Origin of the sequence: Pseudomonas sp. Pdm06 (assembly GCF_014851795.1) — a bacterium.
Classification (GTDB): domain Bacteria; phylum Pseudomonadota; class Gammaproteobacteria; order Pseudomonadales; family Pseudomonadaceae; genus Aquipseudomonas; species Aquipseudomonas fluorescens_AA.
The window spans coordinates 110,308-134,881 of the sequence record NZ_JACVAH010000009.1 but is presented as its reverse complement, the minus strand read 5'-3'; the positions used below and the strand labels follow the sequence as shown (position 1 = coordinate 134,881).

At 62.7% G+C, this 24,574-nt stretch carries 19 protein-coding genes; 9 read left to right on the top strand and 10 right to left on the bottom strand.

The genetic code is table 11. The features are described 5' to 3' along the window. Positions 1-4: 4 nt before the first annotated feature. The gene (locus IB266_RS16320) at positions 5-2,218 is read right to left on the bottom strand and encodes an LTA synthase family protein (RefSeq protein ID WP_192261789.1); all 2,214 of its coding nucleotides are present in this window, start codon (positions 2,216-2,218) and stop codon (positions 5-7) included. Between the two features lie 343 nt (positions 2,219-2,561). Here IB266_RS16320 and IB266_RS16315 point away from each other — a divergent pair, with 343 nt between their 5' ends. Both IB266_RS16315 and IB266_RS16310 read left to right on the top strand, forming a co-directional pair. Continuing rightward, entirely contained in the window at positions 2,562-3,464 is a 903-nt protein-coding gene (locus IB266_RS16315; protein WP_192261788.1) for a LysR family transcriptional regulator, read from the top strand. 125 nt (positions 3,465-3,589) lie between these two features. Beyond that, positions 3,590-4,216 (top strand): glutathione S-transferase family protein, encoded by a 627-nt coding sequence (locus IB266_RS16310; protein ID WP_103307934.1) that lies wholly within the window; start codon positions 3,590-3,592, stop codon positions 4,214-4,216. Positions 4,217-4,308: 92 nt separating this feature from the next. Here the strand turns inward: IB266_RS16310 and IB266_RS16305 are convergent, their stop codons facing one another. From IB266_RS16305 to IB266_RS16270, 8 genes are read right to left on the bottom strand one after another with little or no spacing between them, the layout of a single operon-like run. Then, positions 4,309-5,439 carry a glycosyltransferase family 4 protein gene (locus IB266_RS16305; RefSeq protein WP_192261787.1) on the bottom strand — a complete coding sequence of 377 codons (1,131 nt, stop codon included), beginning with the start codon at positions 5,437-5,439 and terminating at the stop codon, positions 4,309-4,311. Further along, positions 5,440-6,570: a glycosyltransferase family 4 protein gene (locus tag IB266_RS16300; RefSeq protein ID WP_192261786.1), complete on the bottom strand. Its 1,131-nt coding sequence runs from the start codon at positions 6,568-6,570 to the stop codon at positions 5,440-5,442. Beyond that, positions 6,561-7,928: a glycosyltransferase family 4 protein gene (locus IB266_RS16295; protein ID WP_192261785.1), complete on the bottom strand. Its 1,368-nt coding sequence runs from the start codon at positions 7,926-7,928 to the stop codon at positions 6,561-6,563. Before IB266_RS16295 ends, IB266_RS16300 begins: the two co-directional genes overlap by 10 nt. Further along, positions 7,925-9,190: an ABC transporter ATP-binding protein gene (locus IB266_RS16290; RefSeq protein WP_192261784.1), complete on the bottom strand. Its 1,266-nt coding sequence runs from the start codon at positions 9,188-9,190 to the stop codon at positions 7,925-7,927. Before IB266_RS16290 ends, IB266_RS16295 begins: the two co-directional genes overlap by 4 nt. Then, positions 9,190-9,987, bottom strand: a complete 798-nt coding sequence (locus tag IB266_RS16285; protein ID WP_092200260.1) for an ABC transporter permease — start codon at positions 9,985-9,987, stop codon at positions 9,190-9,192. Before IB266_RS16285 ends, IB266_RS16290 begins: the two co-directional genes overlap by 1 nt. Continuing rightward, positions 9,987-11,429, bottom strand: coding sequence for a mannose-1-phosphate guanylyltransferase/mannose-6-phosphate isomerase (locus tag IB266_RS16280; RefSeq protein WP_192261783.1), 1,443 nt, complete (start codon positions 11,427-11,429; stop codon positions 9,987-9,989). The genes IB266_RS16285 and IB266_RS16280 overlap by 1 nt, the downstream gene beginning before the upstream one ends. Before the next feature lie 3 nt (positions 11,430-11,432). Beyond that, positions 11,433-12,401: a GDP-mannose 4,6-dehydratase gene (gmd, locus tag IB266_RS16275; protein ID WP_060739937.1), complete on the bottom strand. Its 969-nt coding sequence runs from the start codon at positions 12,399-12,401 to the stop codon at positions 11,433-11,435. Further along, a complete protein-coding gene (locus tag IB266_RS16270; RefSeq protein WP_192261782.1) occupies positions 12,398-13,312 on the bottom strand; it encodes a GDP-mannose 4,6-dehydratase in 915 nt (304 codons plus the stop codon). Before IB266_RS16270 ends, gmd begins: the two co-directional genes overlap by 4 nt. Positions 13,313-13,738: 426 nt before the next feature. Here IB266_RS16270 and IB266_RS16265 point away from each other — a divergent pair, with 426 nt between their 5' ends. From IB266_RS16265 to IB266_RS16235, 7 genes are all read left to right on the top strand, one after another. Next, positions 13,739-15,358, top strand: a complete 1,620-nt coding sequence (locus IB266_RS16265) for a glycosyltransferase (protein WP_192261781.1) — start codon at positions 13,739-13,741, stop codon at positions 15,356-15,358. Beyond that, entirely contained in the window at positions 15,352-16,644 is a 1,293-nt protein-coding gene (locus tag IB266_RS16260) for a glycosyltransferase (protein WP_192261780.1), read from the top strand. The genes IB266_RS16265 and IB266_RS16260 overlap by 7 nt, the downstream gene beginning before the upstream one ends. Continuing rightward, positions 16,641-17,510: a class I SAM-dependent methyltransferase gene (locus IB266_RS16255; RefSeq protein ID WP_060739941.1), complete on the top strand. Its 870-nt coding sequence runs from the start codon at positions 16,641-16,643 to the stop codon at positions 17,508-17,510. Before IB266_RS16260 ends, IB266_RS16255 begins: the two co-directional genes overlap by 4 nt. Further along, complete coding sequence (locus IB266_RS16250) at positions 17,507-18,661, top strand: acyltransferase family protein (RefSeq protein ID WP_192261779.1); 1,155 nt, start codon at positions 17,507-17,509, stop codon at positions 18,659-18,661. The genes IB266_RS16255 and IB266_RS16250 overlap by 4 nt, the downstream gene beginning before the upstream one ends. Beyond that, positions 18,655-19,467, top strand: a complete 813-nt coding sequence (locus IB266_RS16245) for a class I SAM-dependent methyltransferase (RefSeq protein WP_072407604.1) — start codon at positions 18,655-18,657, stop codon at positions 19,465-19,467. The genes IB266_RS16250 and IB266_RS16245 overlap by 7 nt, the downstream gene beginning before the upstream one ends. 161 nt (positions 19,468-19,628) lie before the next feature. Next, entirely contained in the window at positions 19,629-20,822 is a 1,194-nt protein-coding gene (locus IB266_RS16240; RefSeq protein ID WP_192261778.1) for a DUF3142 domain-containing protein, read from the top strand. After that, positions 20,809-22,959 carry a hypothetical protein gene (locus IB266_RS16235; protein ID WP_192261777.1) on the top strand — a complete coding sequence of 717 codons (2,151 nt, stop codon included), beginning with the start codon at positions 20,809-20,811 and terminating at the stop codon, positions 22,957-22,959. The genes IB266_RS16240 and IB266_RS16235 overlap by 14 nt, the downstream gene beginning before the upstream one ends. Before the next feature lie 182 nt (positions 22,960-23,141). Here IB266_RS16235 and lpdA read toward each other — a convergent pair whose 3' ends face one another. Next, positions 23,142-24,542 carry a dihydrolipoyl dehydrogenase gene (gene lpdA, locus IB266_RS16230; RefSeq protein ID WP_192261776.1) on the bottom strand — a complete coding sequence of 467 codons (1,401 nt, stop codon included), beginning with the start codon at positions 24,540-24,542 and terminating at the stop codon, positions 23,142-23,144. Between the last annotated feature and the right edge of the window lie 32 nt (positions 24,543-24,574).

Genomic DNA, 24,574 nt, shown 5'->3' with positions numbered 1-24,574 from the left:
TTGTTTAGCTGGATTGGGCCTCGCTGTCTTCCTGCATATCGTCCAGGTATTGCGGCTGGTCCGTCTGGTCCGGTAGTTCGGTCACGACGCTGAAGTCGCTGATTTCGATGGCGCCGACGCCATGGCCGAGCAGATGGAAGGAAAACGCCTTGCGCTGCTGTGGGTTGTCGAAACTGATGTTCATCACCAGCGGCTGGTCGGGTGTCACCGCCACCTCGGTCGGCAGGTCCATTGGCACATCCTGTTCGAACTCCTTGGCCTTGAGAGAGATGTAGGCGGCATGGTCTGCCTCCACCGCGCGGATGGTCAGGCTGACGCGGGTCTGTGAACCCTTGGGCATCTCCAGGTATTGGGCACCGATCAGGTTGTCGGTCCAGTCGTTGGTGACCTGGGCCGGTAGCGGGATTTTATCGGCGCTGCCGAACTGATAGTGCTGGTTCAGGGGCGTGCGCATCAGGGTCTGGTCCAGGGCCGTGGCCCGGGCGCTGATCAATCGGGCGCGCTGGCCGCTGTATTGCCCGCCGTAGGTGGCACGGTCGGCAATGAAGCCTTCGCTGCTGTAGTAACGGCAATGCTGGAGGAAATCGCATTCGGTGAACGTGCCCTTGCCGTCGTGGTAGCGCAACTTGCCGTTGGTGAACGACATGATTTCCCGGCCCGTCGGGTAGTCCCTGAACATCGAGCGACCGGACAACGATGTGGGCACCGTGAAGCCGAAGTAATCGAGGATAGAGGCGGTCAGGTCCACATGGCCGTAGGTGCCTGACTTGATCCGGGGCAATGGTTCCGGCGCCAGCGCCAGGTTGAACCCCCAGGACGAGGCCAGCCGCACATCGTCGATGCCATGGGATTCGTCCGAGGTGATGACCACCAGGGTGTTGTCCAGGATGCCCTGGCGTTCCAGGCCCGCCAGGAAGCTCGCCAGTGCGTCGTCCAGGTAACCCACCGCCGCCTGCTTGGCGGTGTCGTAGCGTTGCAGATAGTCATCCGGGGCCGAGTAGGGTTGGTGGGTGCCCACGGTCAGCAGGGTCAGCATCCACGGTTTGTCCGCCTGCTGCAGTTGTCCGACGTAGTCCAGTGCGCCTTCGAAGAAGGTCTTGTCGTCCTTGCCCCAAGGAAATTCCAGGTAGGCGGGGCGAGTGAACCACTCCATGCCCAGGGTCGTGTCGAAGCCGATGTGCGGCATGATCCGGTCCTTGGCCATGAACCGCAGGCCCGCGCCCTGGAGGAAATGCGTGGAAAAGCCGTTCTGGCGCAACTGGGCCGGCAGGCAGGCCTGGTTGCGCTGGGTCTGGTTGAGCATTTCGACGCCTTTGGGCGTGCCGTCGTCGAGCTTGTCGTAGTCGCCACACAGCATCGCGTACAAGCCACGAATGGTCTGGTGGCTGTGCAGGACGTAATCGGGGGTGTTCATGCCACGCTCGGCCCAGGCGCTGAGGTGTGGCATCAGGTTTTCCTGATAGCGGCTGTTCAAGGCCTGGCGGTTGGCACTCACGTAGGCGCCGGGAATGCCCTCCAGGGCGATGACCAGGACGTTGCGCGCACGCCCCGGTTCGGCCAGCAGCCTGTTGCCATCGAGGTCCAGGTGGGTCAGCCCCGCCATGGGCGGGGCGGGGTCCACGGCATCGCCGTCGAGCCATTGCCGGGCTTGGTCCTGCCCGGCCGCGACACCTGCGGTGACGAGTTGGTGAGGCAGGTTGAACACGTTCCATTGGTCCGCCTCACTGGGGCGCCAGGTTTGCAATGCGCCGTGGCTCAACAGGAGCAACACGGGCACGGCCCAGGCGTGGCGAGGCAAGCGTGGCGCCCGGTGTGGGCGGCTGGTCCATTGGGTCATCAGCCAGAACGCCAGCGCGGCCAACTGGATCGCGGCCAGCCACGGATGGGCGAAGCCCCCGCTGGTGGAGTTTTCAACGAACTGAGGGTCGGTCAGGTAATGAATGTCCGAAGGATTGGGCATCCGCCCCACCGCACTGACCAATTCGATGCTGGCCAGCGTCAATGCGCTCCAGGCCAGCAATACCGGCAGTACCAGCCACCAGGGGCGACGATAAAACAACGCGATCAGTAACCCACCGACGCCCAGGTCCGACAGATACCCCAGCGGGTCGGACCAACCCAGGGCGAGACGCAGGCCCATGGGGACGAGTAATACGCAGCCAATCAGGGTGATGAGGGCGGCGCGGGGGTGGGTTGAAGCGCGATAAATAATATTCACGAGAAACGGGCCTTTCTGTTGAAGCCAATCCATTGAACGACACACCCACCCTGTGGGAGCGAGCTTGCTCGCGATAGCGGTGTATCAGTCCATATGGCATGTGACTGACTGACTGACTGACGCCATCGCGAGCAAGCTCGCTCCCACAGCAGGTTCTTCCTTCGGTCATGAAATTGTCATGAGAAGGGATGGTACCAAGGGCAATCGCCCCTGGCTGAGCCAATGTCCCGGTGTCCGGCTGCGCTAGGCTGTGGTTCACTGGCGCAGGCCTCTACAATGGCGGCGCAGCGCTGTTTTTGAGGTGCGCGGAAAACTTGTATCAGGATTTCTCATCGGGGGATGGATGGACAGGTTCCAGGAAATGCAGGTTTTTCTCGCCGTGGCCCAGGAGTCGGGTTTTTCGGCGGCGGCGCGGCGCCTGGGCCTGTCGGCGGCCAGCGTCACGCGGGCGGTGGCAGGGTTGGAGCAACGCATCGGCACGCCATTGCTGGTGCGCACCACCCGCAATGTGTACCTGAGTGAAGCCGGTCAGCGATTTCTCGAGGACTGTCGGCGGATCCTGAGCGATTTGCAGGAAGCCGAGGATTCGGCGGCCGGCAGTCACGTTCAGCCCCGTGGGCAATTGACGATCACCGCGCCGGTGCTGTTCGGCCAGTTGTTCGTCACGCCGCTGCTGGTGGATTACCTGCATCGGTTCCCAGAGGTCAGCATCAACGCTTTGCTATTGGACCGTACGGTGAGCCTGGTGGAGGAGGGCATCGACGCTGCCCTGCGCATTGGCGAGCTGCCGGACAGCAACCTGCACGCGGTGCGGGTCGGTGAAGTACGGCGAGTGGTGTGCGGCTCCCCTGACTTCTTCGCACGCCACGGGCGGCCCCGGCATCCGGATGACCTGGAGCGAATGCCCGTGGTGGCGTCGTCGGCCATTGGCCAGGTCAAAAGCTGGACCTTCATCGATTCAGGCCAACCGTTGGCCGTCCGGCCCGTGCCTCGGCTGGTGGTGACGGCCAACCAGGCGGCGATCACTGCCGCTTGCCAGGGGTTGGGAATGACGCGAGTCCTGTCCTACCAAGTGGCGGGCAACGTGGCCGCCGGCGAACTGGAAATCGTCCTGGCCGATTTCGAATTGCCGCCTCTGCCGATCCATGTGGTGTACCAGGGCGGACGCAATGCGCCGGCGCGGGTCCGCAGTTTTGTCGATTTTGTCGTCAGTGCATTGCGCGAACATCCGGCCTTGAGCGACTGACGTATTGTTTCTCTGGCTGAAACAATGGATTGCATTTCTGGGTGATTCTCTTGTTTTGGCCCGGAGCGGAAGATGACCCCATCGACGCCGTTGTGCTGATGGCGTCACTTCCTGCGGAGTCGACCATGAACCCTATCAAGCACTATCACTTCCCGCTTTCCGGCCATTCCCATCGCGTTCAATTGATGCTTTCGTTGCTCGGGCTACCGGTCGAGGAGGTCTTCGTCGACTTGGCCAAGGGCGCGCACAAACAGGCGGGTTTCCTCGCGCTCAATGCGTTTGGCCAGGTACCGGTCATTGACGATGACGGCGTGGTGCTGGCGGATTCCAACGCGATCCTGGTGTACCTGGCGCACAAATATGGCAAGGGTCGCTGGCTGCCCACCGATCCAGTCGGCGCCGCGCGGGTGCAGCGCTGGTTGTCGGCGGCGGCCGGGCCGATCCATGCGGGGCCAGCCACCGCACGGCTGATCACGGTGTTTGGTGCGGCCTACAACGCCGAGGACGTGATTGCCCGTTCCCACGCTGTGCTGAAAGTCATTGATCAGGAATTGAGCCGTCGTGATTTTCTGGCGGGTGATACGGCGACTGTCGCGGACATCGCCGGCTACAGCTACATCGCCCACGCACCGGAAGGCAATGTGTCGCTGGAGGACTATGCCCATGTGCGGGCCTGGCTGGTGCGGATCGAAGCCTTGCCCGGGTTCGTGGGCATGCCGCGTACGGTTGTCGGGTTGCAAAAGCACGCCTGAAACAGACCCGGTGGTGAGGGGGGTATCTTCACTGTGGGAGCAAGCTTTGCTCCCACACGGCAGAGATTTCGTCGCTCTATCGTGATTTGGTATCAGGCGTAGGAAAGCGCCTTTTCCTCCAGCAGTTCCTCGTACAACTGCACCCACTTTTGGCCCATCTCTTCGGAGGTGAACAACTGGCGGTAACGGGCTTCGGCCTTGACGCCCATTGCCCGGGCCTGAGCCGGGTTTTCCCACAGGGTGCGCATCGCCTCGCGGAAAGCCTCGGGGTTGCTGGGTGGCACCACCAGGCCGGTTTCGTCGTGGATGTTGATGTAGCTGGTGCCGGTGCCGATTTCGCTGGAGATCATCGGCTTGCCGAACATCGCGCCTTCGAGCAGGGAGATGCCAAAGGCTTCGGAGCGCAGGTGCGAAGGGAACACGATGGCATAACTCAGTTCCAGCAATGCGACCTTGTCTTCGTCCCCCAGGCGCCCGAGGAAATGCAGGTTACGCAGGCCCAGTTTCGTGGCCTGGGCATGCAGTTGCTTTTCCAATGGGCCGGCGCCCAGGATGACGACGGGGTAATCCACGCCTTTGAGGGCGTCGAGCAGAATGTGCAGGCCTTTGTAATAACGCATCACCCCCACGAACAAAAAGAAGCGCTCGCCCAGTTTTGCCTTCCACTGCGCCATGCGCTCGGCGTCAGGCTGTGGATAACTGGTCTTGTTCAGGCCGTAGGTGATGACACGGGTCTTGGCGCTGTATTCCTTGAGCACATCGCTGGTATGAACATAGTTCGGCGAGGCCGCGACGATACGGTCAGCGCCGTCCAGGAAGCGTCGCATCAGCGGCCGATAGAGCTTGAGCAGGTGCCGTTGGCGAACGATGTCCGAATGGTAGGTCACGACGTAGGGCTTCTTCACGGCACTGCAAAAGTGCACCAGGTCCATGAACGGCCAGGGGAAGTGGTAGTTGATCACGTCCGCTTCGGCGGCCAGCTCACGGAATTTCTTGAACACGCTGTAGGAGAAACCGGTGGACGCCAGTTGGAAGTCCATCCGGGCTTGGTGAACGACATGCTGTCGAAGCTGGATCGGTTCTGGTGATGGCTGCCCGCTCAGGGCCAACACAGTGTTATCGATACTCAGCCGGTCAGTGCTGTCGCAGAGTTGAAAAATCACCTGTTCGATGCCACCCATGGAGTCAGGCAAATAGGTTTTGTAGAAGTGCAGGACTCGCATTCAACCTCCCAAGGCCTGGCGATACGCGTGGGCAGTGACCTTTGCACAGCGCTCCCAGGAAAACAGCGCCGCCTGTTGTAATCCCGCCTCCCGACATGCTTGCCAGTGTAGGCGGTCTTCAATCAACCGCTCCATGGCGTCGCGCATGCCTTGCGGATCGTCGGGTTCGCAATAGATACCGGCCGGCCCGGCCACTTCCGGCATCGCCGAGCAGCGGGTGGTCATCACCGGCGTGCCACTGGCCATGGCTTCGAGCACCGGCAGGCCAAAGCCTTCGTAGTACGACGGGAACACCAGTGCCCGTGCTCCCGCCAACAATTGGGCGACCTGTTCGTCAGGCAGATAACCCGCCAGACAAACATGACCGCCAGCCAGGGCGCGTTTCAACTCATCATTGAGCTGCGCCTGTTGCCATCCGCTCATTCCTACAATGAACAAAGGAAAAGCCTGACGCAGGGATTCAGGGAGCCCGGCATGGGCGCGCAGGGCCAACGACAGGTTCTTGCGTGGCTCCAGGGTGCCGACACAGAGAAAGTATCGGCCGTGCTCCAGGCCATGGGCCTTGAGCACGGCGTCGATCGCTTCCGGTTCGCGCGGGTGGAAACGTGCCGCGACCCCCAGTGGCGCGACCCTCAGGCGCTCGGCGGGCAGGCCGAAATACTGTTGGGCTTCATCGGCGATGAACTGCGAGTCGGTCAGGATCAGCTGCGCCTGTTCCACCGCGCGGCTGAGTCGTCGCTCGATTTCCTTCAGGCGTGCCGGTGGTTGCGTCTCGGGGTAGCGCAGGTGCGTAAGGTCATGGAGGGTGATTACCGTCGGCCCTTCGAAGGCCAGCGGCCACAGGCTGGGCTCGTGATACAGGTCGATAGCCTTTGAACGGCCCTGATCGAAGCGTTTCTGCTCCAGCCAGCGCCGCGCCTGATAGGCGCCCGGAACCCGTCGCAGCAAGGGGCTCAGCCTTGAATAGCCAGGCTTGGCTGTTGGCGGCAATTGCGGGCTCCAGCCCCAACCGTGGAACAGTGACAACTGTACATCCGGCTCTTGGGCCAAGGCCGTCGCCAGTTCCGCCACGTAGTGGCCGATGCCGGTGCGTGGCGCCTGGAGAATGCGTGCGTTGAGGGCTATCCGCATGCTGTTTCCCTGTCGACGATGACTTCGTCGACGTGTCGCTCGATCCGCTCCACCAATTGCGCACTGGCTTGGCGCCAACTCAGCCATTGCCATTGATCCAGGTTGCGCCTGGCCGGGAATACCCCGGTGTGTTCCATGTCGATGACCAGGTTCGCCAGGCTTTGGGGATCGTCGAGATCGAAGTAGACCATGAAGTCACCGCCGATTTCCCGAAACACCGGGATGTCGCTGCCCATCGCCGGCAAGCCGCGTTGCATGGCCTCCACCAACGGCAGGCCGAAGCCCTCCACGTAGGATGGGAACACCAGCGCGGTGGAGTGCCGATAGGCGTGTTCCAGGCTTTGGTCCGAGAGGTTGTTGAACATGAACAGGCGGCTGTCGAGTTGTGGATGACGTTGGATACGTTCGATCAGGGCTTCGCACTTCCAGCCGATTTTCCCGACGATGCATAACCGTGCTTGTGACCCGGCGGCCCAGGCCCGCTCGAACGCATCGATCAGGTAGGCATGGTTTTTCCTCGGTTCGATGGTGCTGACCATCAGGAACACCGGCTCGGGGCGCTTGAACAGCCGCAGCAAGTTCGGGTCGACGGCGTGAGTGGCGTCGATCAGGTCCAGTTCGCTGCCCAAGTGGAAATAGTCGAACCAGCGCTCGCGCACCTGTTGTTCGCCAATACGCCGGACCATTTCCTGGCGAAGCTGGTCGCGGATGGTGGTGGAGATGGCGATGTAGCCGTCGGCGGTGCGGGCAATCCAGTCGAACCAATGGTCGAACACCTTGACCAGCCCGGCGTCGCAGAATTGTGGGTGGGTCAGGGGAATCAGGTCATAGATCACCGAGATGATCCCGACGCCATCACGCTTGAGCTGTTCGGCCAGGGGAAAGAAACCTGAGTGCCAGGAAGAGTCCAGCAATACCAGTTGATCGCCGGCTCGATGTGCCAGCGGTACGCTGCGCGCCGGGGCAGGCTTGCGTTTGAGCAGACGATCGAGGATTCGAATGGGCAGGCTCAGGCACCCCAGGGCGAACAGTCGGCAAGCAACGTACAGGAAGCGGCGCGCCCATATCGACTGGCTGAAGGGGCGCTGCTGTTCGAGGGACCGATGTCTGACCCAGAACAGGTTGGCGAACTGTAGCAGCCGTACTCGCAGGCCGGCCAGATCCAGTCCGTCCGTGGGCAGGGGAGCCAGGCTTATCACTTCATACAGCTTGCCCTGCAGCATCACCACGGGAATGCATTCGCGGTCCTGGTCCTTGGCCGGCAATTGGCGAATGACGTTGCGCACCACTCGCTGAATGCCGGAGTTGTCATTCGGGTGGTCGTATACGTAGGTGCAATCCACCAGCAAACGGCTCATGGCAACTCCTTTTGCGGCAACGCCTCGACGGCCGTCTGGCTCGAACGCTGGATACTGGTCCGGGCCTGGAGCCAGGAACAGCCGACGAAATCCTCCTGGCGATTATTGATGACGTGAAACACCAGCCCGTAGTCGCGCCATTCGAAATTACGGTCCAGGTGCGAGTCCAGTCGCGACAGGCTGAGCGCGACGGAGTAATTGCCCTTGCCCAGGCGCATGTCGAAACTGAAACGGAAGGTGATCTGTTCGCCGGCCTTGAGGTCGGTCACGGCTTTGTCCTGGCGATGGGTGTTGATGCCGTACATGGGTTGGCCAAGGCGGTCCTTGATCAAAAAGCCCAGCACCAGCCGCTCGATGTCCTGGCGGATTTCAACCCGCACATGCAACACCATTGGCTGGCCGATCTCGGCCACTTCCACCGACTGCCCCTGGCTGTTGAGCAATTGCACATCGACGATGCCGGCCTCGCCGGTACCGGAAATCGTGCGTATCTGGCCGTTGGCGAGCATCTCCTGGCGAACCACCTGGCCCTCGCGTTGGGCCAGCATCGCGTTGTAATAATCCATCACCTCTTCCGGCTTGCCGCGCATGGCCATGCGCCCGTGTTCGAGCAGGATGGCGGTGTCGCAGATCGACTGGATCGCCGAGCGATCGTGGGACACGATCAGCAGCGTGGTGCCGGCCTTGCGGAAGCTGCGGATGCGCTCGAAGCTCTTGTGCTGGAAGTAGGCATCGCCCACCGACAGCGCTTCGTCGACGATCAGGATGTCCGGGCGTCGGGCGGTGGCAACGCTGAACGCCAGGCGCATCTGCATGCCGCTGGAATAAGTGCGTACCGGCTGGTCGATGGCCTCGCCGATTTCGGCGAACCCCTCGATTTCGGGCATCAACGCTTCGATTTCCTCCACGGGCATACCCAGCAACTGACCGGCCATGAACGCATTCTGGCGGCCGGTGAAGTCTGGATGAAAGCCCATGCCCAATTCCAGCAACGCGGCGACGCGGCCTTGCAATTGGATGTGGCCGCAGGTGGGTTGGGTGGTGCCGGTGATCATCTTGAGCAACGTGCTTTTGCCGGCACCGTTGACTCCGACGATGCCGACGGCTTCCCCGGGCTGGATCTCGAAGTCCACACCTTGCAGGATCCAGTGCAGTTGATGGCGCTGGCGGGAAAAGGGGATCAACCACTCGAACAGCCGGCTCCAGCGGTTCGGATACTGCTTGTAGGCCTTGCCCAGGCCGGTGACGCGCAAATGTCCCATCAGAGTTCATCCACCATTTCACCGCCGCGCCGGCGAAACATGCGCAGGCCCAAGGCACACAACAACAGGGCCACCACCAGCAACGGCACCAGCGAACTCCAGACCGGCCACTGGTTGTAGAGAAACAGGTTCTGGTAGCTCTGCATCAGGGCGGTCATGGGGTTGAAGGCGAGCAGTCGCTGGATCGATGGCGGCAGGATCGTCATCGGGTAAACGATCGGTGTGAGCCAGAACCAGAATTGCAGGCAAATGCCGAACAACTGCCCGACATCGCGGAAAAACACATTGAGGATCCCCAGCAGCATGCCCAGCCCGGCGGCGAACATCACTTGCAGGGCCAGCAGCGGCACCAGGGCTAGCAAGGTCATGCCTGGCCAGCGCCCGGTGATCAGCAGGAAACCGAGAAAGAGCCCGAGGATGATCGCGAAGTTGATCCCTGCATTGAACAGCACGATCACCGGCAGGCAGATCCGGGGGAAGCTGATCTTTTTCAGCAGGTTGGCGTTTTCCAGGAACATGCCCTGGCTGCGGGTGGTGATTTCCGCGAACAACCCCCAGGTCAGCAGCCCGGCACAGAGGTAGACACTGTAGGCCATGCCATCTTCGACCCCGGGCAGGCGGGCACGCATGATGTGGGAAAAAATCACCGTGTAGACGAGGATCATCGACAACGGGTTGAGCACCGTCCACAACGCGCCGAACAACGAGTTGCGATAGCGTGCCTGGAACTCGCGCTTGACGCTGCCCAGGACGAAGCCGCGGTAGCTCCATAGTGAGCGTTGCAAGGCCAACAGCATCAGACGGCCCTGCCGTAGTGGTCTTCGAAGCGGACGATGTCGTCTTCCCCGAGGTATTCGCCGCTCTGGACCTCGATGATGACCAGGTCGATGACACCGGGGTTTTCCAGGCGATGCTTGTGGCCGGCGGGAATGAAGGTCGATTCGTTCTTGGCGACCAGGTGCGAGCCCGAACCGTTATTGGTGACCTTGGCCATGCCTTCGACCACTACCCAGTGTTCGTTGCGGTGATGGTGCATTTGCAGCGACAGCGATGCGCCAGGCTTGACCACGATGCGCTTGATCTTGAAGCGTGGACCTTCTTCGAGGACGGTATAACTGCCCCATGGACGGCTGACCGTGCGATGCAGGCGATAGGCTTCGTGGTCCTTGTCCTTGAGTTGCCGGGCGACGCGGCGAACATCCTGGGCGCGGTCGGCATGGGCCACCAGCACGGCGTCGGCGGTGTCGATGATGATCAGGTTTTCCACGCCCAGGGCGGCCACCAGGCGGCTGTCGCTCTGGACGAAGTTGTTCTGGCTGTCGATAAACAGGGCTTCACCGGTGGCGCGGTTGTTTTGCCCGTCGGCGGGTACCAGGCTGGCGATGGCGCTCCAGGAACCGATATCGCTCCAGTCGAAAGCGGCCGGGATCACCACGACATTGGCTGAGCGCTCCATCAGGGCGTAGTCGATGGAGATGTCCGGCATTTCGGCGAAATGCGCCGGGGACAATTCCTGCTGCACACAACCTGAGGTTTCCACCGCCGTGCTGGCCGTGACACAGGCGCGCGCCTGTTCCAGCAACTCGGGGGCGTGGGCGTGCAGCTCCGCCAACAGCGTCTTGACCGAGAAGCAGAACATCCCCGAGTTCCACAGGAAACGGCCACTTTCCAGGTACTGCGTGGCGGTCTGCAAGTCGGGCTTTTCGACAAAGCGCACGACCTTGGCCGCGCCCTTGGTATCCAGGGGCTGGCCCCGTTCGATATAGCCGAAGCCGGTTTCCGGCGCCGAGGGCAGCACGCCGAAGGTCACCAGATGGCCGTTTTTGGCCAGCTCCACGGCGTGCTCAACGGAGGCCTTGAAGGCCGCCTCGTCCTTGATCAAGTGATCGGCAGGCATGACCACCAGGATCGCCTCGTCACCGTGCAGGGCCTGTACCGCGAGGGTGGCCGTGGCAATGGCCGGCGCGGTGTTGCGACCTGTCGGCTCCAGAACGAAGTGACCACGATAACGCTCCAGGTGGGCGCTTTGATAATGATCGCGGCTCTGGAAGTAGTACTCGCGATTGGTGACGGTAACGATGTCGCCCCGGCCGTCGAACAACCCCGCCGCACGCCGATAGGTCTTGCTCAGCAGCGACTGGCCGTCGGGCAAGAGCATGAAGGGCTTGGGATGGCCCTCGCGGGACACCGGCCACAACCTCGTCCCGGCACCGCCGGAAAGAATCACGGGAATGAGCATGGCCTACTCCTTGGCGACGCGTTTCATGTCCGCATCCATCATCATGCGGATCAGGGTGTCGAGGTCGGTCCGAGGCTTCCAGCCCAGGACGCGTTGTGCCTTGGCCGGGTTGCCGAGCAACACCTCGACTTCGGCCGGGCGGAAAAACGCCGGGTCGATCTTGACGAAGTCACGGTAGTCCAGGCCCACGTGTTCGAAGGCAATCCTGCACATCTCGCGCACGGTGGTGGTGACGCCGGTGGCCACCACGTAATCGTCGGGGCTGTCCTGTTGCAACATGAGCCACATGGCTTCGACGTAATCGCCGGCAAAGCCCCAGTCGCGCTTGGCGTCGATATTGCCCAGGCGCAATTCCTGCTGCTTGCCCTGTTTGATGCGCGCAGCGGCATCGGTGACCTTGCGAGTCACGAACTCGATGCCGCGCAGCGGTGATTCGTGGTTGAACAGGATGCCGCTGCTGGCATGCAGGCCGAAGCTCTCCCGGTAGTTGACGGTGATCCAGTGGCCGTACAGTTTCGCCACGCCATAGGGGCTGCGTGGATAGAACGGGGTGTGCTCGTCCTGTTGCTCGGCCTGGATCAGGCCGAACATTTCGCTGGTGGAGGCCTGGTAGAAGCGGGTCTGCACACTGAACTGGCGAATGGCTTCGAGCAGGTGGGTAACCCCCAGCCCGTCGACGATGCCGGTGGTCACCGGCTGGTCCCAGGAGGCCGCGACGAAACTTTGCGCGGCCAGGTTATACACCTCGTCCGGCGCCGACTTGATCACTGCCCGTTGCACGGAGCAGGCATCGGCCATGTCACCGTCCAGGTAAACGATGTCCTGTTCGATGCCCATCTCTCGCAGCCGCCAGCGCGAGTCGCTGCTGCGTCGCGCCACCAGGCCGTGGACTTTGTAGCCCTTGTCGAGCAGCAACTTGGCCAGATACGCGCCATCCTGGCCGGTGATCCCTGTGATCAATGCACTTTTCATTCTTGTTGTACCCGTATCTCCCAGTCGGACAGGATCGCCCGCAAGGATTGTTGTGTTGTTGTTTCGGGCGTCCATCCGGTGGCCTGTCGTAGCTTGGCTGGGCTACCACAGACGCGACGCTGTTCTGCGCGGCGAAGACGCGCAGGGTCCTGGATCAGTTGCACGTCGACCTGGGCGAGATCGCCCAGTTGTTCGATCAGGCTGCGAATGCTTTGCTCGCGACCCGAACAGATGTTGTAGACCTGCCCCGGGGTGCCTTTTTCCAGCAGGGCCAGGTAGGCCGAAATCACATCGCCGACATCGAGGAAGTCGCGGGTCACGTCGATATCGCCCACTTGCAGCCGGGCCGGTTGCAGGCCGAGCTTGATCCGGCTGATCTGCCGGGCGGCGCTGGCAATGACGAAACTGTCCTTCTGGCCGGCGCCGATGTGATTGAACGGGCGGGCCACCAGCACCGGCCAGCCTTCGCTCATGCCCCACTGCAGGCTCAGCAGTTCGGCCGACAGCTTGCTCACGGCATACGGGTTGCGCGGGGCGGGCGGTTGCAGTTCGGTAATCGGCAGCCGGTCTTCGCTGACCTGGCCATAGACATCACCGGAGCTGACATACAGGAACGTCCCGGTGAAACCCCGGGCCTTGAGGGCCTGGAGCAGGTTCAAGGTGCCCATCAGGTTGATGTGCAGGGTGCGCGCCGGATCGCGAAAGGCTTCGGGCACAAAGGTCTGGCCTGCCAAGTGGATCACGGCGTCGGGAAGCTCGGGCCAGAGGCCCTCCAGGGTCTTGGCATCCGTCAGGTCGTAGCGTGCGGCGACAGGCATCACCTGCCACGTCGAATCATGACCGTTCAGTCGAGATTTGAGGTGACGTCCAACGAAACCGCTGAGGCCCGTAACGAACAGACGTTTTTTCAAGCTCCAGCCCCCTTGACGGTTGCTTCGTCTATTGCGAACTGAGTGGGAAATTTCCGTAAGATCGGGGAAAAGTCACTCAACGATTGGCCTAGAGAAGCGTTTGTTGTAGTTGTTTGGTTGCCAATCTGTGCCAATTTTGCAGCAATTTCAACAGCGCAAACCGTGACTGGTCAGTTCTCATATTTATAGCTGGTTTATTCTCGCCGGGCGGTTCACGAACCCTTGGCGGATGTGTTTAGAATGCCCCTCGTCACGCTGTCCCTGGTTTCGATCTTCGAGATGAACCCCAGGGGCGGGACCATAAAAAAACAAGAACGAGACGGGTAGCGAGATGAACGACGCGTGGCGGCCCCCGGGCCGGCTCGATGCGTGACTCGACCGTCATGAAGTGGGGCTGCCGGGACGGCGGCGCCATGATGGGATGCCATGAATTTCATTCTTTACTCGGACGTAAACGATCACTCCATCAGCCAGAGCCTCGGCCGCCCTGAGTACAGCTATTACTTCGTGCTCAAAGCCTATCGTCCCGTGCTGGAAAGCCTGGGGCCGGTGCATGTGGTGTCGTCGGTCGCCGAGGTCGATCCGCTGTATCAAACACTGCAGCAGGCCGGGCAGGACTGCTTGTTCCTTTCGTTTTCCCCCCCGCACAAGACGCCGCAGGACCTGCTTTGCCCGATGGTCTGCGTGGTGGCCTGGGAGTTCGATTCGATCCCGGCCGAGCACTGGGACGACGACCTGCGGCATGACTGGAGTCGCACGCTGGCCCGTCATGGCCGGGTGATTACCCTGTCCAGCCATACGGCCGAGGCGATCCGTCGGACCTTGGGCGAGGATTTCCCGGTCTTGGTATTGCCCACGCCGCTGTGGGAGCGTTTCGCGGCGGTTCGTGAGCAACACCCGAGTCTGCCGATCAACCCGGGAACGACCTTGCAGATCAAGGGCTGCATCATCGACAGCCGGCCCCTCGGGCTGTCGGCCGATGGCTTGATCGCACCGATCCTCGAAGAAGTGCCGGAACCGGAACCAGAGCCGGAACCGATCATTGAGCCGCCCCCTCTGACTTGGCGGCGGCGCGCATTCATTTCCCGCCATTACCTGCGTGAAGTCATCCGCGCCTTCACCGGCAAGCGCGAGCAGGGGCCCGTGTGGCTGTGCAAGCACAACCTGCTGTGCTGGTATCGCGAGGCGGTCCGCGACCTGATCCCCGTGCCGGTGCGCGTTGCCACCAGCAGGATCCTGAGGGGGGCGGCACCGCTGCCGGTGGCCGTCGAGCCCGCTCCAGAGCCTAGCCCCGAACCGGCGCCACCGGCACATCCCCAGGCCGTGCTACCGGACACCCACCAAATGGTGGAAACCGAAGTCAGCGGCGTGGTGTACGTCAGCGTGTTCAACCCCGATGACGGGCGCAAGAACTGGCATCAGTTGGTCACCGCATTCTGTTGGGCCCTGCGTGACGCCGAGGACGCCACGCTGGTGCTGAAGATGACCCAGAACGACCTGTCGACCTACTACGTCGAACTGTTGACGCTGCTGTCCCAACTGTCGCCGTTCAGTTGCCGGGTGGTGGTGATGCACGGTTACCTGGAGGACGAACAATTCGCCCGGCTGTATGGCGCGGCGAGTTTCTACGTCAATGCGTCCCGCTGTGAAGGCCTGTGCCTGCCGTTGATGGAGTTCATGTCCTGTGCACGCCCCGTCATTGCGCCGGACCACACGGCAATGCGCGATTACATCGACGCCGAGGTGGCCTTCATCGTCAAGTCCAGCCGCGAACCGACCATCTGGCCGGAAGACTCGCGCATTTTGTATCGTACCCTGCGCCATCGACCCGACTGGGGCTCATTGAAACTCGCCTACCAGCAGAGCTACGCCATGGCCAAGCACCAGCCGCAGGCCTACCAGGCCATGGCCGTTGCCGCGAACGAGCGGATGCGCCGCTATTGTGCGTTCGCCCCGGTGCAGCAGCGCCTGGCGGATTTCCTGGCGGAGCCAGGCTGTGACGAAGCGCTGCCGCTGGCGGTCCAGGCAGGTAGCGCCTCATGTTGATCATCATTTATTCGGAAACCAACCAGAGCAACATTCTGGAAAACCTCGGTAAGCCCGAGTACAGCTATTACTTCGTGCTCAAGGAGTTTCGCCCGGTGCTGGAGCGGTTGGGGCGGGTGGTCGAAGTGACCCGGCCTGACGAAGAGGTCGATCAGCTGTACGCCGATTGCCTGGGGCGTGGCGAGGATTGCGTATTCCTGTCGTTTTCACCGCCTCATCGCACCGCTGCCCACTACGCCTGCCCGACGATCCCGGTGTTCGCCTGGGAATTCAGCACCATTCCTACCGAAAGCTGGCAGGGCGAGGCCCGGCACGACTGGCGAGTGGTCTTGGGCGCGACCGGCATGGCGATCACCCATTCCAGCTTCACCGTCAGCACCGTTCGTGAGGTGATGGGCGCGGACTTTCCCGTCGCCGCTGTCGCCGCGCCGGTATGGGACCGCTTTGCCGCCCGTGGCGCGGTGCTGGCCCAGCGGCCGACCGTGGATCACATGCGCCTGCAATTGCGTGGCCTGCTGATCGACAGTCGCGCCACCGACCTGCGGCCTTATGGCCCACCGGTGCATCAGGCCGGCACGCCGCTGGTGCTGGACGGCCCGGCCGAGGATTGCGAGTTACTGCTGGACGGTGTGATCTATACCTCCGTGTTCAATCCTTACGACGGGCGCAAGAACTGGAAGGACATGATCAGCGCATTTTGCGCGACGTTTCGCGATGTTCCTGACGCAACCCTGGTGCTCAAGCTGACTCACCACGATGTCACCGCCGCGCTCACCGACATGCTCCACCACGTCTACAAGAACCAGTCGTACCGCTGCCGCATCGTGCTGATCCACGGTTACCTGGCGGACGCGGACTACGAACGGCTGGTGGAAGCCACCCGGTACGTGGTCAACAGTTCCTATGGCGAAGGGCAGTGCCTGCCGTTGATGGAGTTCATGTCCTGCGGCCGTCCGGCGATTGCGCCGTTGAACACGGCGATGGCCGACTACATCGACCACGACAATGCCTTCGTGGTGGATTCGACCGAGGAACTGACCGCCTGGCCCCACGACCCGCGTGCGGCTTACCGGACCCTGCGTTATGTCACCGATTGGGACTCGCTGTGCTCGGCCTATCGCGCCAGCTACGACGTGGCTAAAAATGATCCCGAGCGTTATCGCCGCATGTCGGCCCATGCCGTGCGCAGCCTGGAAAAATTCTGCAGCCAGGCCAACGCCGAGCAGCGCTTGCGGGCGTTTTTCGAACAACTGTCCGAGCGTCGCCGGAACGCGGCGCAGCCATGATCCGGCGATGGCTGGCCGGGCGCAGGCCTGTGGCGCCTTCGCCCGCGCCGACGGTGGCCGTTTCGCCCCGGGATGCCGGCCTCTACGACGCGATGCTCGACGGCTGGTTTCGCAGTGAAACCGGCGAATTGCTCAAGGGCTTTGCCATCACGGCCGACGATACCTTGCTGGATGTGGGCTGCGGCGAGGGTGTGGCGACGCTGTTTGCCATGCGCCAGGGTGCGTCCGTGATCTTTACCGACAGCGAACAGGACAAGGTGCGCGACCTGGCTCGCCAAGTCGAAGCCCAGGCCGCCGCGCCGTTCCTGGGGCTGGTCAGCAACAGCCTGCCGCTGCCCCTGGCCGATGGCTGTGCGAACAAGATCGTCTGCATGGAGGTGCTCGAGCATATCCATGAGCCCGAGCCGTTCATGGCCGAGCTGGTGCGCATGGGCCGACCCGGGGCGCAGTACCTGCTCAGCGTGCCGGCCTCGGTGGGCGAGCATTTGCAGCAAGGCATCGCGCCGCCGGGCTACTTTCAAGCGCCCAACCATGTGCAGATTTTCAGTGCCGAACGATTCGCCGCGCTGGTGGAGGACGCCGGGCTGGTGATCGAGCATCGCCAGGCCAGCGGGTTTTTCTGGGTCATGGGCATGATTTTCTTCTGGGCCAGCGAACGAGCGGCTGGCCGGGACCTCGAGGGTGCCGTGCGTGACCGTATCCAGGCGCCGTATCCACCCTTGATGGAGCGCTGGGCGAGCCTCTGGCAGGACTTGCTGACGCAACCCGACGGCCTGGTGATCAAGCAGGTGCTGGACCGGTTCATGCCCAAGAGCCAGGTCATCATCGCGCGTAAACCCGATCCTTCTTCCGGGAGTACTTCATGAGCGGCAAGCGGATCCTGGACATCGAATTGCTGCGCGCCGTTGCGGTGATCGGCGTGCTGTTCCATCACCTGCAAGGCATGCCGTTTCCTGGCGGATGGCCGCGCCTGGCGGCCCTGGCCGACAGTTTCCAGCTGTGGTGGGGCGTGGACCTGTTTTTCGCGATATCCGGGTTCGTCATCGGGCGCAGCCTGATCCCGCAATTGCGTCGCTGCGACAGCCCCCGGCAATTCTGGGCCGTCACCCGGGGTTTCTGGATTCGCCGGGCGTTTCGCCTGTTGCCGTCGGCCTGGCTCTGGCTGCTGCTGGTGTTGTTCGCGGTGTTCTTCCTGAACCGTTCCGGTGCGTTCGGCAGCGTGCAGGCCAACCTGCAGGCGACCCTGGCCGGTTTCCTGCAATTCGCCAACCTGCGTTTTGCCGATGCGTTCATGCAGTATGAATACGGCGCGAGCTTCGTGTACTGGACGCTGTCGTTGGAAGAGCAGTTCTATCTGATCCTGCCGCTGCTGGTGTTCGTCTCGCGTCGCTATTTGGTGTGGGTGCTGCTGGCGGTGGTGCTGGTGCAGTTTTTCACCTGGCGGGCGCTGTGGCTGTCGGTGATCCGTACCGATGCCTTGGCGCTGGGTGTGTTGTTGTCGATCTGGAGCCTGCGGCCCAGCTACTGGCGCTTCGAGCCCACGTGGCTGCGCCGCCCGCCCCTGGGTGCGCTACTGGTGCTGGGTCTTGGCGGCGTGATGGCCTGGATCGCGACCGAGCACTTCAATTTGTCGTTCTACCGTCTCGGGGTCATTGCGGTGCTCAGTGCCGTGCTGGTCTGGGTGGCCTCTTATGATCGGGATTACTTGTTGCCCCGCGGTCGGTTGAAAACGGCGCTGACCTGGGTGGGCAGTCGTTCCTATGGGATTTACCTGATCCACATCCCGGTGTTTTTCCTGCTGCGCGAGTTGTGGTTTCGTTTCGCCCCCTTGGGCTCGCCGGACCCGGCAAGTCATCCCTGGCCGGCCCTGGCGTGTGCGTTGTTGCTGATCGGGCTGTTGAGCGAGCTCAACTACCGCTGGGTCGAAATGCCCATGCGCAATCGTGGCGCCCGGTTGGTCGAACGCCTGTCCGCCGCCCGAACCGTCCTTCCTGTTTCTGGAGCCCCGTCATGCTGAGCCTTTTGAAGAAACTCACCACGGGCACGCCCGCGCCCGCCGAACCGGTGGCCGAGAAAGTCGACCCGTACATGCTCGGGCTGCACGATGCGATGCTCAGCGGCTGGTTCAACCAGCAAACCGGCGAACTGTTCACGGGTTTCCCTGTGACGCCTGAGGACACGTTGCTGGACGTGGGGTGCGGCGACGGCGGCAACGTGCATTTTTGCGGAATGCGCGGGGCGAAGATCATCATCGCCGACATCGACGCGGCCAAGGTCGAAGCCACGCGCCAGCGCTTGAGCGACACCCCTGCGCGCGGCGTCGAGTGCCATGTGACCGACTGCAACCCGCTGCCCATTGCCGATGCCACGGCCACCCGGGTGGTGTCCACCGAAGTCATCGAGCACGTCGACGACCCGGCGCAGTTCCTCGCCGAACTGGTACGGGTCGGCCAGCCCGGCGCGCTGTACCTGCTGAGCGTGCCGCACCCCAGTTCCGAAGACCTGCAAAAAGACATCGCCGCGCCTGAGTATTTCCGCAAGCCCAATCACATTCGCATCATCAGTGAAGAGCAGTTCAAGGCGATGGTCAGCGAGGCCGGGCTGGAGGTGTTGAGCCACAGCCAATACGGGTTCTATTGGTCGATGTGGATGCTGTTGTTCTGGGAGGCCAAGGTCGACTTCAGCAACGCCGACCACCCGTTGCTCAATCACTGGGCCGACACCTGGCAAGCGGTGCTGAACTCACCGCGCGGGGCGCAGATCAAGCAGGCGCTGGACGCGGTGGTGGCCAAGAGTCAGGTGATTATTGCGCGTAAGCCTTGATGACGTTGGTAAGCCTCAACCCTGTGGGAGCGAGCTTGCTCGCGATAGCGTTGGTTCAGCCGCCTATAGATTGACTGATGTACCGCTATCGCGAGCAAGCTCGCTCCCACAATGACGCGCTCGGCGTTAATCTGCACATCTTTTGCGCGCGGTAAGGCTTCATGACTGTTTTTTTCCGGCTCTCCCTGGCCCTCGCCATGTTGCTTTTGGCGGGCTGCGAACAACCGCCACCCCCAGCCCTGGATCAACAGTTGTATATCTGGCAGCGCCAATGGACAAAGGCTCATGAGCCGGCGCTGCGCCAGAGCCGGGGCGATTTTTCCACGCTGCGGGTGCTGGCGTTGCAGGCTTTTCCCGGGGCGGGCTGGCGCCGTGCGCGGATCGACCCGGACCTACTCAAGGCGGACGGCCGTCCGCTGATCGCCGTGATTCGCCTGGACGGCCAGCTCAAGGCCTTGGACCAGGACGAGGTCATTGCGCAAATCCAGCAAGTGCTGGGCGATTGGCAAGCCCAAGGCCTGACCCCGGTGGGCCTGGAGGTCGACCACGATGCTGGCAATGCACGGCTGCCGGCCTATGGGAATTTCCTCGGCCAACTGCGGCACAGCCTGCCGGCCAACCTGCGGCTCAGCATCACGGCGCTACCAGCCTGGCTCGACAGCCCCGCATTGCCGGGATTGTTGGAAGCGGTGGACAGCAGCGTGCTGCAGGTCCACGCGGTGAGCGATCCACGGCAAGGCCTGTTCGATCCGAAACAGGCCCGGCACTGGGCACAACGCTGGAGCGAGGTCACCACGCGACCGTTTTATCTGGCCCTGCCAGCCTACGGCGTGGCGCTGCTGACCCAGGAGAGCGGCGTACCGGTGGTGGAAAGCGAAGTGCCGATCGATCGCGGCGGCGAGCGTCGGGAGTTACTGGCCGATCCGCAACAAGTGGCCGGGCTTGCGGCGGATTTGCGGGCTGATCCGCCGAAACATCTCGCCGGGCTGATCTGGTTTCGCCTGCCTCTGGCCGGCGACCGGCGAGCGTGGAGCCTGACCACGCTCGGCGCCGTCGCCCGGGGCGATCACCTGGACAGTCGCCTGGCGTTGCAGTGGGAGGAACAGGGCGGTTTGTACGATATCCGCCTGGTCAACCAGGGCAATCTCGACCGCCCCTGGCCCCAGCGCCTGACGTTGGCGGTCGGGGCGTGTGACGGCGTCGATGCCTTGGCTGGTTACACGTTGCAACAAACTCCCGGACTGCTTACCTTCACCCGCATTCAGGAAGGCCGCTTGGCGGCTGGTAGCCAACGAGCAATCGGCTGGGCGCGCTGTACGAAAATCGACCAAGGAGGTTTCAATGTTTACCCGTAAGTGGCCTCGTCACCTGCTGTGCCTGAGCCTGTGCCTGCCGCTGGGCCCGGCGTTGGCCTGCGGTCCGGATTTTCCGATGCGCCTGCTGGATAACCGCGCCCAGACCCTGGCGGAGTTGCCCGAAGGCAGCTTTCGCTTCGAGGTCAGCCGTCTCGGCCAGGCGATTGCCGGGCTCAAGCCGGCCACCGAGGCGACGCGCAATCCGGACTACAGCTATGACGACCTGCCTTCCTACATCGAACAACGCAACCAGGCCGAGCAGATTGGCCTGACCCCGCCGCAACAAGCGGTGGTGGAGCGCCTGCGGGCGCTGACCGATATCGACCAGGTGACGGCCGAAGCGGCCAACCTGCCCGATGAGCTGCGCCTGTATGCGCTCGGCGCGGCGGCTTTTAACGTCGGTGAGCATCAGCGCGCCGTGGAAGCGTTCCAGCAATTGCTGGCATTACCGGCTGACCAGCGACGGTTGCGCAGCACCTGGGCCGCGTATTCCCTGGGGCGGGCATTGTTTGCCGTGAGCACCGAGGCGGGCAGCGGCGACCCTGTGGCCTTGCAGGATCAGGCGCGAGCAGCGTTTCGCCAGGCTCGGGAAATGAGCATCGCCGGGTTCAGCGATCCGCTGGAACTGGGCATCGCCAGCCTCGGCGAAGAAGCCCGGGTGGCCTACACCGCCGACGACTGGGAGAGCGCCATCGGTCTGTACGCGATCCAGAACCTGCTAGGGTCCCCGGTCGGCTACAGTTCGTTGCTGCAATTGGCACAACGCCTGAGCGTCGAGTCGGATGAACGCTTGGGCGAACTGCTCAAGACCCAGGCGGTGCAGCGACTGGTCACCGCCTACCTGCTCAGCCGCGTTGGCTGGTGGGACGGTGAAGAACCTTCGGGTGAGAAAAGGTTGGTCAAACTGTTGCAGACCAACGCCCGGGACAACCTGGACGATGCTGACCGTTTGGCGGCGGTGAGTTACCAGCACGGCGATTACGCCAACGCCCAGGCGTTTGTGCAAAAGGCTCCCGACACAGGCCTGGCCTGGTGGGTGCGCGCCAAGCTGGCCTTGCGCGACGGCGACAAGGTGGCCGCGGCGGCGGCCTATGCCAAGGCTGCCCAGGCGTTTCCGAACGATGAATCCTGGGGTAGCCGGCGCACACCGGATTGGAATTACGAATCGGTGCAACCCAAGTGCCGGGTCGAAGGGGAAAGCGCGATCCTGGCCTTGCAGCGCGGTGATTACCTGCAAGCCTTCGATCAGCTCTATCGCGGCCAGAGCAACTATTGGTACGACGCTGCCGCCGTCGCCGAGCGGGTGCTCACAGTGGATGAGCTCAAGCAGTACGTCGACGCTCAAGTCCCGGCGCCACCGGCGTTGAGCCAAGAGGACCGGAACAACTACGTGCCGCTGCCGGTGGCCGCCAGCTTGCGCAATCTGCTGGGCAGGCGTTTGCTGAGGGAAGGGCGCTTTGATGAGGCGCCGGCTTATTTCGATAACCCGGACCTGCAGAACAAGGCCCGTGCCTATGGGCAGTTGCGCCAGGACGCCGAGTCCAAGTGGTGGCCAACCCGGCGGGCCGAGGCGTATTTCCATGCGTCGTGGATGGCGCGCAAATGGGGTATGGAACTGCTCGGCTATGAGATGGCACCGGATTACGCCAGCCTGGGCGGCAATTACAGCCTGGAACCGGTCGAGTTGAACGTCGGGCCACTGGTGGCCGAAGGTGAAGTGCAACGCCAGCAAGCCAGCGTCGCGCAGCCGGACGTGCGTTATCACTATCGGTTTGTCGCCACGGCGCTGGCGAGCCAGGCGGCGGATTACCTGCCCCATACCAGCCAGGCGTTTGCGGCGGTGCTGTGCAAGGCGGTGGGGTACAACTCCAGCCTTGAAGAGCAAAGTGCGTTGTACCAGCGCTATGTGAAGGACGGCCCGTACGTGGATTGGGCTGGGGATTTTGGTCATCAATGCCAGGAGCCGGACTTCGGCAAGGCGAACAAACGCTACGTGACCCAGGCCCTGGACCCGATCCGCTCGACGCTGCGACCTTACAAGGTTTGGCTGGAAGTGGGCGGGCTCGTGCTGGTGGTGGCGGTGGGGTTGGGGTTGATCAGTCGTCGGCGGCGCAAGGCCCGGATGTCGGCCAGCTAAATGGATGGTCGGACGAACACCGATTGTGGCGAGGGAGCTTGCTCCCGCAGGGTGGCGCAGCCGCCCCAAATGGGCTGACGCGATTTTCGGGCAAATCGCATCAGCCGATTCTACGACGGCTTCGCCGCCGAGCGGGAGCAAGCTCCCTCGCCACAGGTGTTCATTCCCGCTTTGCGTCGTTCCTACATCTGCGTCGCCATCCCCTCCACATTCATGGCCGCCTGGCGCAACGCCTCCGAACGGGTAGGGTGCGGGTGGCAGGTCAGGGCGATGTCCTCGGCCGAGGCGCTGAACTCCATGGCCACGCAGTACTCCCCGATCATCTCACTGACGCTCGGGCCCACCAGGTGCACGCCAAGGATTTCATCGGTGCGCTCATCGGCCAGGACCTTGGCGAACCCTTCGGTCTCGTGGTTGATCTTGGCCCGGCTGTTGGCCGTGAACGGAAACTTGCCGACCTTGTAGGCGCGGCCTTCGGCCTTGAGCTGTTCCTCGGTCTGGCCGACGCTGGCCAATTCCGGACGGGTGTAGATGACGCTGGGGATCAGCGCATAGTTAACCTCGGCGGCCTTGCCGGCGATCTGTTCGATGCAGGCCATGGCTTCGTCTTCGGCCTTGTGGGCCAGCATCGGTCCGGCCGTCACGTCGCCGATCACCCAGACGCCGGGTGCTTCGGTGCGGTGACGCTGGTTGGCGAGCATGCCGCGTTTATCGGTGCTCAACCCAACGTTCTCCAACCCCAGCCCTTGCGTGTAGGGCCGCCGACCAATGGCGACCAGCACGTAATCGGCGTCCAGGGACTGTGCTTCGCCGCCCGCCGCCGGTTCGATCTGCAATTGCACACCGCTGGCCGAGGTCGTGGCGCCGGTGACCTTCGAACTCAACTTGAACTGGATACCTTGTTTAGCCAAGGCCCGTTGCAAGGTCTTGCCGGCCTCGCCGTCCACGCCCGGGCAGATGCGATCGAGGTATTCCACCACGGTCACCTGGGCGCCCAGGCGCCGCCAGACCGAGCCCAACTCGAGGCCGATGACGCCAGCGCCGATCACCACCAGATGCCGGGGCACCTCACCCAGGGACAAGGCACCGGTGGAGTCGAGGATGCGCTGGTTGTCGATGGTCACGCCTGGCAGCGGCATGGGTTCCGAGCCGGTGGCGATGACGATGTCCTTGGCGGTGAGTTCGGTCTTGCTACCATCGTCACCGGTAACGGTCACCTTGCCCGGCCCGTCGATGTGGCCCCAGCCTTTGATCCAGTCGACCTTGTTCTTGCGAAACAGAAACTCGATGCCCTTGGTCAGGCCCGTCACGCTTTCGTCTTTCTGTTTCATCATTTGCGCAAGATTGAGGGTAGGGCTGACTTCAATGCCCAAGTTGGCGAACTCCGTGCCCGTGGCCGCTTCGTACAGTTCCGAAGCGTGCAGCAAGGCCTTGGAGGGCATGCAGCCGACGTTCAGGCAGGTGCCGCCCAGGGTGGCTCGACCTTCGACACAGGCGGCCTTCAACCCTAACTGCCCGGCCCGAATCGCCGCGTTATACCCGCCGGGTCCACCGCCCAGAATGACCACGTCGTAGTTGCTCATCGCTGTTCTCCCGCTTGGCCTGATAAAAAATT

Coding starts and splice junctions, on each gene's coding strand:
- IB266_RS16245 (WP_072407604.1), top strand. CDS start 18,655: ATGCTGAGCCTTTTGAAGAAACTCACCACGGGCACGCCCGCGCCCGCC.
- IB266_RS16315 (WP_192261788.1), top strand. CDS start 2,562: ATGGACAGGTTCCAGGAAATGCAGGTTTTTCTCGCCGTGGCCCAGGAG.
- IB266_RS16305 (WP_192261787.1), bottom strand. CDS start 5,439: ATGCGAGTCCTGCACTTCTACAAAACCTATTTGCCTGACTCCATGGGT.
- IB266_RS16290 (WP_192261784.1), bottom strand. CDS start 9,190: ATGGGACATTTGCGCGTCACCGGCCTGGGCAAGGCCTACAAGCAGTAT.
- IB266_RS16310 (WP_103307934.1), top strand. CDS start 3,590: ATGAACCCTATCAAGCACTATCACTTCCCGCTTTCCGGCCATTCCCAT.
- IB266_RS16295 (WP_192261785.1), bottom strand. CDS start 7,928: ATGAGCCGTTTGCTGGTGGATTGCACCTACGTATACGACCACCCGAAT.
- IB266_RS16240 (WP_192261778.1), top strand. CDS start 19,629: ATGACTGTTTTTTTCCGGCTCTCCCTGGCCCTCGCCATGTTGCTTTTG.
- gmd (WP_060739937.1), bottom strand. CDS start 12,401: ATGAAAAGTGCATTGATCACAGGGATCACCGGCCAGGATGGCGCGTAT.
- IB266_RS16255 (WP_060739941.1), top strand. CDS start 16,641: ATGATCCGGCGATGGCTGGCCGGGCGCAGGCCTGTGGCGCCTTCGCCC.
- IB266_RS16235 (WP_192261777.1), top strand. CDS start 20,809: ATGTTTACCCGTAAGTGGCCTCGTCACCTGCTGTGCCTGAGCCTGTGC.
- IB266_RS16285 (WP_092200260.1), bottom strand. CDS start 9,987: ATGCTGTTGGCCTTGCAACGCTCACTATGGAGCTACCGCGGCTTCGTC.
- IB266_RS16260 (WP_192261780.1), top strand. CDS start 15,352: ATGTTGATCATCATTTATTCGGAAACCAACCAGAGCAACATTCTGGAA.
- IB266_RS16300 (WP_192261786.1), bottom strand. CDS start 6,570: ATGCGGATAGCCCTCAACGCACGCATTCTCCAGGCGCCACGCACCGGC.
- IB266_RS16280 (WP_192261783.1), bottom strand. CDS start 11,429: ATGCTCATTCCCGTGATTCTTTCCGGCGGTGCCGGGACGAGGTTGTGG.
- lpdA (WP_192261776.1), bottom strand. CDS start 24,542: ATGAGCAACTACGACGTGGTCATTCTGGGCGGTGGACCCGGCGGGTAT.
- IB266_RS16250 (WP_192261779.1), top strand. CDS start 17,507: ATGAGCGGCAAGCGGATCCTGGACATCGAATTGCTGCGCGCCGTTGCG.
- IB266_RS16265 (WP_192261781.1), top strand. CDS start 13,739: ATGAATTTCATTCTTTACTCGGACGTAAACGATCACTCCATCAGCCAG.